Source organism: Acidaminococcus intestini DSM 21505 (assembly GCF_000425045.1).
Classification (GTDB): Bacteria; Bacillota; Negativicutes; order Acidaminococcales; family Acidaminococcaceae; genus Acidaminococcus; species Acidaminococcus intestini.
The window spans coordinates 73,377-87,840 of the sequence record NZ_AULA01000005.1 but is presented as its reverse complement, the minus strand read 5'-3'; the positions used below and the strand labels follow the sequence as shown (position 1 = coordinate 87,840).

Sequence of the window (14,464 nt, the reverse complement as noted above, 5' to 3'; positions counted from 1 at the left end):
AAAGATATGGAAACTGCTGTTATTATCATTGCCATCCTAGGCGGCGTCTTCGGTGCCATCCTTGCCATCGCCGGCAAGAAACTGGCCGTTGAAGAAGATCCCCGCAAGGATGAAATCCTAGCCCTCCTGCCGGGCGCCAACTGCGGCGGCTGCGGCTATGCTGGCTGTGCTGCCATGGCAGATGCCATCGTCGCCGGCCAAGAAGAAGGCGCCATGAAATGTGCAGCCTGTGCTGCCGAAAACAAAAAGGCCATCAAAGCGGTGATGGGCCTTGCAGCTGACGACGACGAAAATGCCGTCCGCATGATTCCCCGTCTCCACTGCAATGGGTGCAAAGAAAACCGCCCGGCCAAATACAAACGGGAAGGCGTCAAGAACTGCTTCCTCGCCGCGGCTACCGCTGGCGGCCCTGGCCAGTGCAACTTTGGCTGCTTTGGCTGTGGCGCCTGCGTTGATGCCTGCAGCTTCGGCGCCCTGGCCATGGGAGAAAATGGCCTGCCCCAGTTCGACTATGATAAATGCGTTGGCTGCGGTGCCTGTGCCTCCACGTGCCCGCAGTTCCTCATTGAAATGATGAAGGCTTCGAACAAGGTTCTGGTCCAGTGCAACAACCGTGAAAAAGGCAAAGCCGCTATGACTGACTGCGGCGTTTCCTGCATCAGCTGCGGACTGTGCGCAAAGAACTGCCCGAAACAAGCCATCACCATGGAAGACGGTGTCAATGGCAGCATCCCTGTCATCGATTACGATAAATGCGTTGGCTGCGGACTGTGCGTACAAAAATGCCCGCGCAAGTGCCTAGTCAAGATCACACCGCTTGAAGCTCCCCAGCCTTCTGCAAAAAGACCGGATCCGGTGGGCTGTGTTGCCTGCCAGACGGCAGAAAACCTCAACCAAGAAGCCCAGCAGTAAGCTAGGCGCCATTTCAAAAAGAATGGATCTATGATGAGAAAAATATGGATGATTCTTTTAAGCAGCCTGTTTCTTCAAGGCTGCTTTTTTCAAGACCAAAACAGCACCATCCATCATGAAGATACACGCTTCATGATGGATACCATCGTCACCATTGAAACAACGGGGAAAAGTGAGGACACCCTCAAAAGTACAACCGACAAGGCCTTTGCCGCCTTCCAAGAGATTGCTGATGAAACGGATTCCTACGCACCCCATGGTCCTAAGGACCTTTATGCCATCAATGAAAAGGCAGGGACGGGGCCCCAAAAAGCGGCCCCCCACCTCCTTGCCATCCTAAAAAGCGCAGCTAGCCATCCCCATCAGGAACTTTCCCTCACCTTAGGACCCGTCATCAAGATCTGGAACGACAATCGAGAGAAAAAGACCGTGCCCTCCAGAGCTGAAATTGCTGACGCTCTCACCCTCACCAAAGGTTCCCGCGTCAGGATCGACGAAACAACGGGCACCCTTACCCTCATGCCGGGGACCCAGATCGACCTGGGAGCTGTGGCAAAGGGCTACGCCGTGGAAGAAGCAGCCAAGGTCCTCCAGAAGGAAGGCGGCTTCCAAACCGCCCTCATCAACGCCGGCGGCAACATCAAGGTCCTTGGGGAAAAGCCTGATCACAAACCTTGGCGCATCGGCATCCAGGACCCGAAGGATCCGGAAAAGGTCCTGGGAACCCTTTCGGTTCCTCCCGGTACAGCCATTGCAACAAGCGGCGACTATCAGCGCTATTACGAAGTAAGCGGCGTCCGCTACCATCACATCCTCAATCCGCAGACGGGCTGGCCCAGCCGCAATGCCCATTCCGTTACAGTCGTTACCCAATCGGCCTTTTGGGCAGATTTTTATTCCACCCTGCTCTTTGTCATGACACCTAAGGACGCCATGACCCTTGTTGAAAACAATCCGTCCCTTGAAATGGTCTATCAGGACCTGGACGGAACGCTCCACATTTCCAGCGGACTCAAGGACCTTTTCGTCCAAGGTCAATAAAGGAGGTTTTCATGCGCAAAAATGATGGACGGCTCATTGCCGTCATGGCTCTTGCAGCCGTACTCAGCTTCCTCTTCATCAATATGACCCAGAAGGGAACCCATAAAGAACTGGTCATCCAAAAGGATCGGGCCGTCATCAAGCGCGTGGATCTGGGAAAAGTTACGGCTGATACGAAACTGACCATTGATGTGGATGACGGACAGATGGTCATCGTCTATAATAAGGATGGAGCTTGGGTCGAATCATCACCCTGCCCCGATAAAATCTGCATTAAGGAAGGCCGGATCCAGAAACCGGGAGAGACCATTGCCTGCGTCCCGGAAAAGGTGCTTCTGACCCTCCAAAGTGCTGCAAAGGAGCGTGAACATGATGCCATCCTCCGCTAAGGGGTTCAGCGCCCACGACCTGACCCAGCTTGGGATCCTTTTGGCAGCCGCCATTGCCCTGCGATTTGCCGAATCAACCGTAGCCTACCTGCTGCCTTTGCCGGGAGCCCATTTGGGCCTTGCCAATGCCGTGACCATCATCGTCCTCTACCTCTACGGAACGAAACGGACGGCCCTTTTTCTTGCAGCGAGGATCCTTTTGACAGGCCTCCTTTTTACCGGCCTTTTTTCCCCAGGCTTCAGCATTGGACTTGCCGGTGCTGTCCTGAGTTTTCTTTTCATGGCCCTTGCCGTCCAGAAGGATTGGTTTTCCAGCGTCGGCGTTGGCGTCCTCGGTGCCTTCACCCATAACTGCGGTCAAATCCTTGCGGCCATGGTGCTCATGCAGAGCACAGCCCTTGTGAGCTACCTGCCCTTTCTCATCGGCATTGGAATTCCCACAGGTATCTTTACGGGACTTGTTGCGGGCATTTTCCTGAAACGGGTCCCAGCCAACGAATGCCTGCGTAAATAAGGAGGTCTTTTGGATGGAAGAACTGGACATACTCCAAAGAAAAATGGAAGATTGTACAGCCTGTCCCCTGCGCGGTGACTGTATTGCTCCGGTTGGCTGGTTTGGGGATCCCCACAGTCCCCTCGTCATTGTCGGCGAAGGACCAGGCGGCGTCGAGGATGACTATGGCTGTCCCCTTATCGGCCCCAGCGGACAGCTCCTGGATAAGGCGCTCTGGTCCGTCAAAATCACACGGGACCATGTCCTTACAACAAACGTCATTAAGTGCCGGCCTAGGAACAACCGGACACCAACGCCGGAAGAAGCCGCTTTCTGCGCCCATCGCATCCTTGACGAGGAGCTGCGCCTTATTGCGCCCAAAGTCATCATTGCCTTGGGCGGCGTAGCCCTCAAATACTTCAAAGGTCCCGAGGCCCGCATCACCAAGGAACGAGGCCAATGGTTCCGGACAAACCAAGGCTTTGACGCCATTGCCACCTTCCATCCCTCCTATCTCCTGCGCCTATCGGGAAAAGCCCAGATTGACGCCAAGTGGCAAGTCTTCCATGACCTTGAAGCGGCAAAAGCCAAAGTCCTTGAATCCGTTCCCGATTATCCCTTTTGTTCCGACCATCCGGTCAATCTCTTTGCCCGCTTCCGCAAGCGCGGGTAACATCAGACGCGGCAGGAAATCTTCACATATTTCCTGCCGCTTTTTTATGCTTTATACCATTTTCTTACCCCCATTCCCACCTTGGTCCGTCACCCCCTCAAAATATGCTACAATATGGGAAAAAGCTCCTTCAGGAACATAAGAAAAAGGAAGGTGATACTCCATGATCCTTGCAGCCTACGCGGTTCCCCATCCGCCCATCATTGTCCCTGAAATTGGAAAAGGGGAAGAAAAGAAGATTGCCCGCACGAGCGCCGCCTATGATGCGGTCATGGCGGAAGCCGCGGCCCTTCATGCCGATACACTCGTTATTACAAGTCCTCATGCTGATGCCTATGTGGACTACTTTGCCATTTCCCCAGGAACGGAGGCCGAAGGCAGCTTTGGACAGTTTGGTGCCCCTCAGGTACGCATCAAGGTAAGCTATGACAAAGCCCTGGCGGCTGCAATCAGTGAAAGGGCAGAGGATAAGGGCCTTGCAGCAGGGCTTCTGGGAACTCGTCACCCAGAGCTTGATCATGGAACCCTCCTGCCGCTTTACTTTTACCAAAAGCATGGCGATGTAAATACCCTCAAGATTGTCCGTATCGGTCTATCCGGCCTTTCTCCGGAAGCCCACTATGCTCTGGGAAAGACCATCGCCGAAGCCGCGTCCTCCCTGAAACGCCGGATCATTTTCATCGCCAGCGGGGATTTATCCCACAAACTCCGGGAAGATGGCCCTTACGGCTATGCCCCTGAAGGTCCCCTTTGGGACAGGGACTGCTTGTCTTTTCTTGAAAAGGCGGATTTTGTCTCCCTACTCACCATGGATCCCACTTTTTCAAGGAAAGCCGCCGAATGCGGGCTCCACTCTTTTTGGATCATGGCAGGCGCCTTGGATGGCCTTACCGTTTCCACGACGTGCCACTCCTACGAGGACATTTTTGGTGTCGGCTACGGCGTTGTGAGCTTTTCCGTCACAGGGGCTAATCCCGAGCGCCAACTGGCAGGAGTCCTGCATCAGCAGCTTGCAGAAAAGCGAAAGACCCAAAAGCAGCAAGAAGACCCCTATGTGACCCTTGCCCGCAGAAGCGTTGAAACAATTGTCACAACGGGGCGTCCCCTGCCTTTGCCGGAGCATCTCCCAAAAGCACTGACAGGAAGCCGTCACGGCGTTTTTGTGTCCCTCCACCTTTACGGAAATCTTAGGGGCTGCATTGGGACCATTGCCCCGACGAAGAAAAGCACGGCCCTTGAAATCATAGCCAATGGCATCAGCGCAGCCCTGCACGATTCCCGCTTTCCGGCAGTGCGCAAAGAGGAACTGCCGGACCTTGTCTATTCCGTCGATATTCTTGGCGTCCCAGAACGCATAGCAGATGAATCCAGCCTTGACCCCAAACGCTATGGCGTCATCACCGAAAGTCTAGATGGAACGCGGCGGGGGCTCCTCCTTCCCGATCTTGACGGTGTGGAAAGTGTGTCCCAGCAAATCCAGATTGCCCGTCAAAAAGGCGGCATCGGGGCCGATGAACCGATCTTACTCTACCGCTTCACAGTGACGCGCCACGCCTAGGCTCCCATCCTTCAGGGAAGGGAAGCCAGCCTTTTTCCCTACGCGTCCCGCCTTTCCAAATGGGTGCGCCGCTTTCCAAAAGGAACCCCCTAAGGACCCGGAACAAAAGGGGCCATCTTTCAGAAGCATTTTTCTGTTATGCCGTCCCTCAAAATGCTTTATAAGCTTTTTTTCTTTTTATGCGAACCATTTATCATATTTCTTCTTTGCACGCCTTAAAAATGAAATATGAGCCTTTAGGAGCCATTTCAAAGGAGGTGTGTTCGTGATGTCTCCCATCCTGACCTGCCTGCTTTGTCATCATCACTGCTGCCTTGCTGACGGTGAAATCGGCTTTTGCCGCGCACGGCAGCACCAACAGGGACGACTGGTAAGCCTGTCCTATGGAAAGCTCACCAGTCTTGCCCTTGACCCCATCGAGAAGAAACCCCTCTATCACTTCCACCCGGGAACGCACATCCTTTCTGCCGGCAGTTTTGGCTGCAATCTTGCCTGCCCGTTCTGCCAGAATCACGAAATTTCCCAACATGGCAGGGAAGCCACCCGCTTTGTCCTTCCCCCGGAAAAACTTGCTGCCCTTGCGGGAAAGATGCATAAAGAAACAGGCAGCATCGGCCTTGCTTTTACCTATAACGAACCCCTCATAAACATTGAATATGTGCTGGATACCTTTCGGCTCATCAAGGAAACAGGCCTTGCAACGGTCCTTGTTACCAATGGCAGCCTCGCCCCCGCTCGCTTCCATGATCTGCTGCCCCTTACAGACGCCATGAACATCGACCTCAAATGCTTTACTGAAAAAGGCTGCCGCAGCCTTTCAGGAAACCTTGCGGAAACGAAAGAAAACATCGTCCAAGCCGTCCGTTTCGGGACCCATGTGGAGCTGACGACCCTCATTGTTCCCGGGTTAAACGATCGTCTTCTTGAGATGCGAGACGAAGCCCAATGGATTGCTTCCCTTTCCCCAGAAATTCCCCTTCATCTGACCCGCTATTTTCCCCGCTATCACGCCTGCCGCCCAGAGACCTCCCTATCCTGTCTTGCGGCGCTTTCCCGTGAGGCCAAACAATACCTCACATGGGTCCACCTAGGAAATGTATAGCCGTCCCCAAAACCAAAAAGACTGCACAGGATCCTTCCTGTACAGTCTTTTTTACTGCCCTATCTCTTAAAAACAAGATAAAAGGTGCTTCCCACACCAGGCGTGCTTTCAGCATAGGCCCGGCAGTCCAGGAGCTTTGCCGCCGCAGCCACAAAGGATAAGCCAAGCCCCAATCCAGCATTCAACTTCCGGCTGCGCGACGCGTCCGCTTGATAGAGACGGTCCCAGATCTTTTTCAAGGTGGATTCATCCATCCCCGCCCCATCATCGGATACGGTCAAATAGACCTCGTTTCCCTTTCCATATAGGCAGACCTTAACCCGCGAACGGGTAAACTTCATGGCATTATCCAGATAATTGATAAAGATCCTCATGAAAAGTGATTGATCCGTAGGCACCGTAATATTCGGTTCAATCTGGATATCCCACGTAATGTCCCTGCTTTCCGGAAGTTTCTGGTAGTCCGTTACGATATCTGCCACATAGGCTGAGATATCAAGGGGCGAGAGGGGAACAGACCGCTTGTTGCCGAGTCGGGTCAGTTCGAGGAGCTGCCCAATCATGCGGTTCATGTGACGGGCCTGGTCAAAGATCCTGCCCATTTCCTTTTTCGCTTCTTCTACGTTTTCCGCGTAATCCTTACCGAATTCACTTTCTGCCATAATGACAGCAATGGGCGTCCTGAGCTCATGGGAAACATCGGAGGTGAAGCGTTTTTCACGGCCCATGAGATCCTCAATCTGATCAAGCATGTGGTTCATGGTGCGTCCCATCTGATGGATTTCATCACTTCCTTCGCCAACGGGAAGCCGCTGGGATAGGTCCCCCGTTTCCCCAATGGCCCGGGCTGCCTTGCTCATGGAGGCCACAGGTGCAAAAGAACGGCGGACAATCCGGTAGCCCCCGACGATAACAAGAATCAAAAAGAGAGGAAAGAACACCAGATAGGTCACAATCAGGGTCCGCCATCTGCTGGAAGCAGCTTCCCCGGACATAATGCCCCGAACCCACAGATGATGTCCATATTTTTCTCCCGACACAAACGGTCCCTGACGCGGCTGCTGGAGATCAAGCCCCATGCCCGTCAAGGAAGTATCCGTCCTATCACCCCGCAGCTCCCGCGGAGGCCGAACTGGAATATCCACATAGCGGTATTCCACACCTCCAACCTTAATAGATTGGGGGCCTTCCCCAAAATGGGGGCGCTCCTGAGGAAACCCTTCCGGCATGCCGCCGTAGACAATCTTATCTTCATGATTGTGGATGGAAAGATAGACATTTCGATCATAGACATCAAAAGCTTTTTCGTTGCGCGAGGCCCGGACCGTCACCTCTAGGAGCACTTTGTCCATTTCCTTGATTTCAAGGTACTTAGCCATTTGAAACCCGCTCATGGTCACAAGCAGAAGCAATAACCCCAAAAACAGGGTATAGTAGGCCGTGACCTTGATGGAAACGGGCATATCCTTCAAAAAATGCATGACAGAAGCAGAAAAGGAAACCAGCTTATTCCTTAAGGACATAACCGGCACCTCGTACGGTGTGAAGGAGCTTAGGCTCAAAATCATGGTCGATTTTCTTTCGTAAGGTCTTGATGTATACATCTACCATGTTAGAAGCTCCTTCATAGGAAAAATCCCAGGCATGTTCCAGGATCTTATCCCGGGACAGAACAATCCCTTGGTTCCGAAGCAGGTATTCGAGCACAGAAAATTCTTTGGGGGTCAACGCGATTGGCTTCCCGCCGCGGGTAACCGTATGGGCACTCTCCGACAGGACAAGATCGGACAGCTGCAATTCATTCTTGGGCACCGCCGTCCCCCCAGAGCGGCGCAAGAGGGCCCGAACCCGGGCAAGGAGCTCTGAAAATTCAAAGGGTTTGACCAAATAATCATCCCCTCCGGCATCAAGGCCCTTGACCTTATCTTCCGTCCCATCAAGGGCCGTAAGGAAAAGAACCGGTACGGTCACATTCTTTTCCCGCAGCGTGTGGACAAGGGTCAGACCATCCATTTCGGGCATAAGGATGTCCACGATGAGCAGGTCGTATTCGGCCAGCGCCACAAACTCCAAGGCATCACGGCCATTTTCTGCTTGATCGACGGAGTAGCCTTCGATCTTGAGCCTCTTGGCAATAATCTGGTTTAAGGAAGGTTCATCTTCTACAACGAGGATTTTCATGGAATTCCTCCTTTCCGATATAGGAAACCTGCAAAAAGAAATCTGTTATGATGGGATAAACCACTTGAGTGACGTCTTATTTTACACCTTTTTCGTGAAAAAAGAATGAAAATCATCGCGATGATATAAACCATCAAAAAAAAATGAGCCCCCAACATGGGGACTCCGGATATGGGGATGGTAATCCGAGCGGGGAAGCTCTGGACTACCTGGGGAAAAATAGAGGCTTGCATGACAAGAAAAGAAACGCCGGAGAGGAGTCACCAACGGATCCATGCTGCAGGGTCTGGAGTCACCCTGCTTTCTTGCCTTCCTCTAGGGCTTATTATAAAAAAAGAAAATGAAAGTTTCATGAATAAGTGGGTACAAACAGAAAAAATCATAAAATAGTATAAACAATCAGTATCATTTCCCTATGTGGGAAATCCCCAGCCAATGCACCTCCAGCGACTATTTTTCCGCAAATTGGGCCAGAACCTTTTCCCACTGCTCGTTGACCGCTTCTGCCATCAGTTTCTTACCGGGCGGATCGAGATGAATGCCATCAAGGCCGAGTTCCGTCGGAAGGTCCACCCCTTCGGGGATTTTTCCCGCAAGATCGATATGGATCTGGGTCCTGATATAAGCATTGACAGCAGCAAAGCGCTCCTTCCAATCCTCAGCCGTCGGTTCATTGAAGGCCCGGGCAATATTCTGGGGATTGATTGGTGGCAAGGTCATAAAAATTGGGCAGATCCCGTTTTGTTCACATTTTTCCTTGATGGCGGCAAGGTCGGAAATGACATCATCTGGATCCACGCCAGCCCGCAGACTGTTGGTTCCCGTCATGATGATGAGATAGTGGGGATGGAAAGGCAGGACATCATCATCAAAGCGGGCCAAGGTGGCCCCGCTCGTATCCCCGCTTTGGGCCAGGTTAATGGAATCAAACTTCAAATAGTGCTGGAAGCTGTATTCCCAATCACTCGGTGAATAGGAAAGGTTCCCGCCGCCATGGTAAATACTGTCGCCCAAAGTCGCAACCTCCCAGTGGTCAGATGGATTTATTACCATTTTCTGGGGCTCAGAAAATACGCCAATGGGCTGACCTTCGTCATCAAGGGCGCGGACCCGCCAATAAAGGGGATAAGAAGCCACGCGCTTTGTATCGTCATACCAATCAAAGCCAGTCGCCTTGCCCCGTCCTAGGGTAATCGCCGCGTCTGCCCGCTGATCTGGACGCTCCGGCAAGCGGCTGAGAATCTCCACTTCGTAGTTTCGGGCCCCGTGGACAGGAATCCAGTTATAAACAGGATAAAGAAGGGTCGTCCCTATGCCTTCATTGAAGCGGTTGGTCGGGACAGGACGCTGGAGGGAAGGCATTTGGGGATCTACATAGACCGTTTCCCACGCGGAAAAGGGAGTCATCGGGACACGGTCCAAATTAAGGGCGCGGACCCGGAATTCAAAATGGTCAGCCGCATAGTCGTCAGGAAGGACGGCATGATAGCCGTTAATAAAGACATAGCCATCAGTCTGAAATACAGTTCCATCCTTAGCAAGCTGGACCTCATAGACTACGGCATCATCCGCCTTTTCCCATCGCAGGACCGGTTTCAATGAACTGGGATGGTCCTTGGGAAAATGGCTCAGGATATGGGGGGCTTCGCCGTAGGGCGTAGTCACTTGGTTTGACACGGCAATCTCTCCTGTACCTGAGCTCCGGATGGTTTCCGGACTTGGCAGGACGACAAGTTTTGATGAGGCCTCACCGATGGCGCCTTTGGGTTCACTTCCGGCTTCTGCACAATTTTCATAAGGCTCCCTCCCAGAGATAAAAACCTCCTTGAAGCAAGGCAGATACCGGTAGACACCTGATACAGCGACAAACATCATGATGACGACTAGTAGGATCTGCTGGGTACGTTTCATCGCAAACGCGAGCTGGCATTCCTTTCATAGGGAAAAGATGGCTCGCCTCACCTCTCTTTCCAAAATGATTGTCAAGGTCAATCCGACCCACAGGCTGATTTACGTTCTTAGTCCAAGCCAAAAACCCCATTTCTGTCATGGTGAAGTGGCGTCAGCGAAAAAACGCTGATCTTTCAGGAAGGTAGAAAAAAGGGAATTGACAGATTGGGTAAAAAATCCCTGCCTGAAATCCTTAGGATACCGGCAAGAAGACTGGCAGCTGCCACTGTCTTTCAGCTTCCCTAGATTGGATAATTCCATTGTAGCGGGTTCCATAGGTTCCGTCCAATACTTCCTCCTGCCGGGTTTCCATACGGGTAAGGCATAAGAAAAGAAGGACCCCTGCTGCCTGCAGGGGTCCCTCCTTATTTGGCCATGATTTCCTTGGCTTTCATGAGGCGTACCGTACTGGCACGTTCATTTTCCGAAAGCTTCATGGTAATATACTTGATATTTTCCTGCATTTCCGGAATCATGACATATTCCAGGGCGTTGACGCGCCGCCGAGTCTTTTCGATTTCATCGGCGAGCATATTGCAGGTCTTTTCCACCTCAGCAAGCTCCAACAGATCGGGCAGGTACGAGGTAAGATTTACGACGGCATTATCAAGTTCTGCCGACGTAAAGGTAAAGGCATAGGGCACGCGGGTCTCATCATCCGTTGTCGCGCCCGTGTATTTGATGGTCGGGACGTCAACGCTCATGACGTTTTTCGTCCCTACTTCAAATTCAGCGCTCCGTGCCGGATAGAGAAGGGCTTCACTCATATAGAGGGACCCCATCTGAGCCTTTGCCTGGACAAAATGCTGGGATACATCGGACAGAGCTTTTTCCATCTTCTGTCTGAGTTCGTGGTTGCGCCGGATGTAAAGCATAAACTGGCGCACCATTTCATCCCGTTTGTCCTTTAGGAGCTTATGCCCCCGCACTGCCGTCGCGAGCCGCTTCTTGAGGCGGGTCAGCTCCATTCGTGTCGGGTTCACAGTTGTAGCCATGGGTTATTCCCCCTCAGAGCCATCCGCAGGTTTGTAGTACTTATCCAAGTATTCGTCACGGATACGTTTCAGTTCGCCCTTCGGCAGGATGCCCAAAAGCTTCCATCCGATGTCGAGGGTCTCCTCGATGGAGCGGTTGGTTTCATACCCCTGGGAAACATATTCCCGTTCAAAAGCGTCGGCAAATTTTGCATAAAGCTTATCTACGCGGCTCAGGGCAGAATCACCAAGGATCGTGGCCAATTCTTTTGCCGATTTCCCACGGGAATAGGCAGCAAAGAGCTGGTTCATCGTATCCGCATGATCTTCACGGGTCTTTCCCTTACCAACGCCCTTATCCTTCAGTCGGGACAGGGATGGCAGGACGTCAATCGGCGGTTTGAGTCCTTTCCGATACAGCTCGCGGGAAAGGATGATCTGACCTTCCGTAATATATCCCGTAAGGTCAGGGATTGGATGGGTCTTATCATCTTCCGGCATGGACAGGATTGGGATCATCGTAATGGAGCCCTTCTTGCCGCGGATCTTCCCTGCCCGTTCGTACATGGTGGCAAGGTCCGTATAAAGGTAGCCAGGGTAGCCGCGGCGGCCCGGAACTTCCTTACGGGCAGCAGAGACTTCACGCAGGGCATCGGCATAGTTGGTAATGTCCGTAATGATGACAAGCACATGCATGTCCATTTCAAAAGCCAGATATTCGGCTGCCGTAATGGCCATACGCGGCGTGGAAATACGTTCGACAGCCGGGTCATTGGCAAGGTTGATGAACATAACGGCACGGCTCAGGGCACCGGTACGGTTGAAGTCTTCCATGAAGAAGTTGGCTTCTTCGAAGGTAATCCCGACAGCCGCAAAGACAACGGCAAATTTTTCATCCTTGCCGAGGACCTTGGCCTGACGGGCAATTTGGGCAGCCAGCTGGGCATGGGGCAGACCGGAACCGGAGAAAACCGGCAGTTTTTGGCCGCGTACCAGCGTGTTCAGGCCATCGATGGCACTGACGCCGGTTTGGATAAATTCGGCAGGATAGTCACGGGCAGCCGGGTTCATCGGAGCCCCATTGATATCGAGATATTCCTGGGGAATGATCTTGGGCCCACCATCAATGGGGTTGCCCATACCGTCGAAGACGCGGCCCAGCATATCCGGAGAAACACCGAGCTGGATCCCGTGTCCTACGAAACGAGCCTTGGCCGTGGAAGCCTGCAGACCCTGAGAACTTTCAAACAGCTGGACCAAGGCACGGTCCCCATCAATCACAAGGACACGGCCGCTGCGGACTTCGCCGTTAGCCTGATGGATTTCCACCAGCTCGTCATATTTCACGCCAGCTACATGATCCACCGTCATCAGGGGGCCGACGACTTCCCGGATTGTCTTATAATCTTTACGCATTGTCGCCACCCTCTTCCGTCAGATCGGCAAAGGCCTGATCCAAATCTTTGAACAGCTGGGCAAACTTCTCATCCCGTTCACTTTCAGGAATATACTTGGCACGGCCAATCTGTTCCCGGACGGGCATATCGATGATACGGTCCAGCGCAATATGTTTGCCAGAAAGGTCCAAGGCCTTCTGGTACCACGTAATGATCAGTTTCAGCATATCGTACTGTTTTTCCAAGGAAGTGTAGGTATCCACTTCATGGAAAGAGTTCTGGTGAAGGAAATCTTCACGGATGGAACGCGCACATTCCATGGTGATGCGGTCCTTGAAGCCCAAGGCATCGATACCAACCAAGCGGACAATTTCATTGAGGTTGGCTTCTTCCTGAAGGATTTCCATGGTGGTTCCAACAAGCTTTGACCAGTCAGGAGCTACTTTGGCATCGTAATACTTACGCAGGCGGTCCGAATAAAGGGAATAGCTCTGCAGCCAGTCAATGGCCGGGAAGTGACGCGCATAGGCAAGGGCCGAAGACAGGCACCAGAAAACCTTGACAATGCGAAGCGTCGCCTGGGAAACCGGTTCAGAAATATCACCGCCCGGAGGAGATACAGCGCCAATGGCCGATACGGCCCCCACACGCTCATCCTTACCCATACATTCCACTTCACCTGCCCGTTCATAGAATTCAGCTAAACGGGAGGCAAGGTAAGCCGGGTAACCTTCTTCGCCCGGCATTTCTTCCAGACGGGAGGACATTTCGCGAAGAGCTTCTGCCCAACGGGACGTGGAGTCAGCCATAATGGCGACTTTATAGCCCATGTCACGGAAATATTCCGCCAGCGTAATGCCCGTGTAGATGGAAGCTTCACGCGCGGCAACAGGCATATCGGACGTATTGGCAATAAGGACCGTTCGCTTCATCAAGGGAAGGCCCGTTCTCGGGTCATTTAGTTCCGGGAATTCGTTCAGTACGTCCGTCATTTCGTTGCCTCGTTCACCGCAGCCGACGTAAATGATGATATCGGCATCAGCCCACTTGGCAAGCTGGTGCTGCGTAACGGTCTTGCCCGAACCAAAAGGCCCCGGAATGGCGGCCACACCGCCCTTTGCAATCGGGAACAGTGTATCGATGACGCGCTGGCCCGTGACCATCGGTTCATCAGGAGCCAGTTTCGACTTATAAGGGCGGGCCTTACGGACAGGCCAGGTCTGGAGCATAGGATATTCCTTGACAGTTCCATCTGCTTCCTTTAATTTATAGACCGGTTCCGTAATGGTAGCTTCACCGCTAAAGACCCATTCCACAACGCCGCTCTTACCAGGCGGCACCATGATCTTATGAAGGACGGCCGGGGTTTCCTGGACCGTACCGATGACATCACCGCCGGAAACTTCGTCGCCTACCTTGGCCACGGGGACAAAAGCCCATTTCTTTTCCCGGTTCAGTTTCGGCACATCAATGCCGCGGGTAATGCGGTCGCCTTCTGATTGATAAATGACTTCCAGCGGGCGCTGGATGCCGTCAAAAATACTTTCGATCAGGCCTGGGGCCAGTTCCACGGACAGCGGGGAACCTGTCGATTCCACCGGTTCGCCCGGACCAAGGCCGGCCGTTTCTTCATAGACTTCGATGGAAGCCTTATCGTCTCTTAATTCGATGACCTCGCCGATCAGTCGCTTTTCACTGACGCGGACCACATCATACAGTTCCACGTCCTTCATGCCTTCAGCAACGATCAACGGGCCGGATACTTTAACGATCCTTCCGCTCATCGGTTATCTC

The 14,464-nt window shown here is 52.8% G+C and carries 13 protein-coding genes; 7 read left to right on the top strand and 6 right to left on the bottom strand.

Translation table 11 applies throughout. The features are described 5' to 3' along the window. Positions 1-6: 6 nt before the first annotated feature. The 7 genes from H503_RS0102435 to H503_RS0102400 all read left to right on the top strand — a co-directional run bounded on the left by H503_RS0102435 (position 7) and on the right by H503_RS0102400 (position 6,168). Positions 7-912 carry an RnfABCDGE type electron transport complex subunit B gene (locus H503_RS0102435; RefSeq protein ID WP_009015079.1) on the top strand — a complete coding sequence of 302 codons (906 nt, stop codon included), beginning with the start codon at positions 7-9 and terminating at the stop codon, positions 910-912. A 30-nt stretch (positions 913-942) separates the two neighbouring features. After that, entirely contained in the window at positions 943-1,953 is a 1,011-nt protein-coding gene (locus H503_RS0102430) for an FAD:protein FMN transferase (protein ID WP_009015080.1), read from the top strand. A gap of 11 nt (positions 1,954-1,964) precedes the next feature. Continuing rightward, on the top strand, positions 1,965-2,342 hold the full coding sequence (locus H503_RS0102425; protein ID WP_009015081.1) for a NusG domain II-containing protein: 378 nt from the start codon (positions 1,965-1,967) through the stop codon (positions 2,340-2,342). Continuing rightward, positions 2,323-2,856 (top strand): Gx transporter family protein, encoded by a 534-nt coding sequence (locus tag H503_RS0102420; RefSeq protein WP_226828445.1) that lies wholly within the window; start codon positions 2,323-2,325, stop codon positions 2,854-2,856. The genes H503_RS0102425 and H503_RS0102420 overlap by 20 nt, the downstream gene beginning before the upstream one ends. 13 nt (positions 2,857-2,869) lie before the next feature. Then, positions 2,870-3,508 carry a uracil-DNA glycosylase gene (locus H503_RS0102415; protein WP_009015083.1) on the top strand — a complete coding sequence of 213 codons (639 nt, stop codon included), beginning with the start codon at positions 2,870-2,872 and terminating at the stop codon, positions 3,506-3,508. A 163-nt stretch (positions 3,509-3,671) separates the two neighbouring features. Next, the gene (amrA, locus tag H503_RS0102405) at positions 3,672-5,066 is read left to right on the top strand and encodes an AmmeMemoRadiSam system protein A (RefSeq protein WP_009015084.1); all 1,395 of its coding nucleotides are present in this window, start codon (positions 3,672-3,674) and stop codon (positions 5,064-5,066) included. Between the two features lie 268 nt (positions 5,067-5,334). Continuing rightward, positions 5,335-6,168, top strand: coding sequence for a radical SAM protein (locus H503_RS0102400; protein ID WP_009015085.1), 834 nt, complete (start codon positions 5,335-5,337; stop codon positions 6,166-6,168). Between the two features lie 59 nt (positions 6,169-6,227). On the opposite strand, the gene H503_RS0102395 is transcribed toward H503_RS0102400, so the two are convergent. From H503_RS0102395 to H503_RS0102355, 6 genes are all read right to left on the bottom strand, one after another. After that, entirely contained in the window at positions 6,228-7,691 is a 1,464-nt protein-coding gene (locus tag H503_RS0102395; RefSeq protein ID WP_016459841.1) for a sensor histidine kinase, read from the bottom strand. After that, entirely contained in the window at positions 7,675-8,349 is a 675-nt protein-coding gene (locus H503_RS0102390) for a response regulator transcription factor (protein ID WP_009015087.1), read from the bottom strand. The genes H503_RS0102395 and H503_RS0102390 overlap by 17 nt, the downstream gene beginning before the upstream one ends. Before the next feature lie 450 nt (positions 8,350-8,799). Next, the gene (locus tag H503_RS0102375) at positions 8,800-10,260 is read right to left on the bottom strand and encodes an SGNH/GDSL hydrolase family protein (protein WP_009015088.1); all 1,461 of its coding nucleotides are present in this window, start codon (positions 10,258-10,260) and stop codon (positions 8,800-8,802) included. Positions 10,261-10,664: 404 nt separating this feature from the next. Next, entirely contained in the window at positions 10,665-11,294 is a 630-nt protein-coding gene (locus H503_RS0102365; protein WP_009015089.1) for a V-type ATP synthase subunit D, read from the bottom strand. Positions 11,295-11,297: 3 nt separating this feature from the next. Further along, the gene (locus H503_RS0102360; RefSeq protein WP_009015090.1) at positions 11,298-12,689 is read right to left on the bottom strand and encodes a V-type ATP synthase subunit B; all 1,392 of its coding nucleotides are present in this window, start codon (positions 12,687-12,689) and stop codon (positions 11,298-11,300) included. Beyond that, positions 12,682-14,454 (bottom strand): V-type ATP synthase subunit A, encoded by a 1,773-nt coding sequence (locus tag H503_RS0102355; protein WP_009015091.1) that lies wholly within the window; start codon positions 14,452-14,454, stop codon positions 12,682-12,684. The genes H503_RS0102360 and H503_RS0102355 overlap by 8 nt, the downstream gene beginning before the upstream one ends. Between the last annotated feature and the right edge of the window lie 10 nt (positions 14,455-14,464).

Bases quoted from the DNA above. Each gene is read 5' to 3' on its own strand.
- amrA (WP_009015084.1), top strand. From the start codon at position 3,672: ATGATCCTTGCAGCCTACGCGGTTCCCCATCCGCCCATCATTGTCCCT.
- H503_RS0102435 (WP_009015079.1), top strand. From the start codon at position 7: ATGGAAACTGCTGTTATTATCATTGCCATCCTAGGCGGCGTCTTCGGT.
- H503_RS0102390 (WP_009015087.1), bottom strand. From the start codon at position 8,349: ATGAAAATCCTCGTTGTAGAAGATGAACCTTCCTTAAACCAGATTATT.
- H503_RS0102395 (WP_016459841.1), bottom strand. From the start codon at position 7,691: ATGTCCTTAAGGAATAAGCTGGTTTCCTTTTCTGCTTCTGTCATGCAT.
- H503_RS0102400 (WP_009015085.1), top strand. From the start codon at position 5,335: ATGTCTCCCATCCTGACCTGCCTGCTTTGTCATCATCACTGCTGCCTT.
- H503_RS0102420 (WP_226828445.1), top strand. From the start codon at position 2,323: ATGATGCCATCCTCCGCTAAGGGGTTCAGCGCCCACGACCTGACCCAG.
- H503_RS0102365 (WP_009015089.1), bottom strand. From the start codon at position 11,294: ATGGCTACAACTGTGAACCCGACACGAATGGAGCTGACCCGCCTCAAG.
- H503_RS0102430 (WP_009015080.1), top strand. From the start codon at position 943: ATGATGAGAAAAATATGGATGATTCTTTTAAGCAGCCTGTTTCTTCAA.
- H503_RS0102425 (WP_009015081.1), top strand. From the start codon at position 1,965: ATGCGCAAAAATGATGGACGGCTCATTGCCGTCATGGCTCTTGCAGCC.
- H503_RS0102375 (WP_009015088.1), bottom strand. From the start codon at position 10,260: ATGAAACGTACCCAGCAGATCCTACTAGTCGTCATCATGATGTTTGTC.
- H503_RS0102360 (WP_009015090.1), bottom strand. From the start codon at position 12,689: ATGCGTAAAGATTATAAGACAATCCGGGAAGTCGTCGGCCCCCTGATG.
- H503_RS0102415 (WP_009015083.1), top strand. From the start codon at position 2,870: ATGGAAGAACTGGACATACTCCAAAGAAAAATGGAAGATTGTACAGCC.
- H503_RS0102355 (WP_009015091.1), bottom strand. From the start codon at position 14,454: ATGAGCGGAAGGATCGTTAAAGTATCCGGCCCGTTGATCGTTGCTGAA.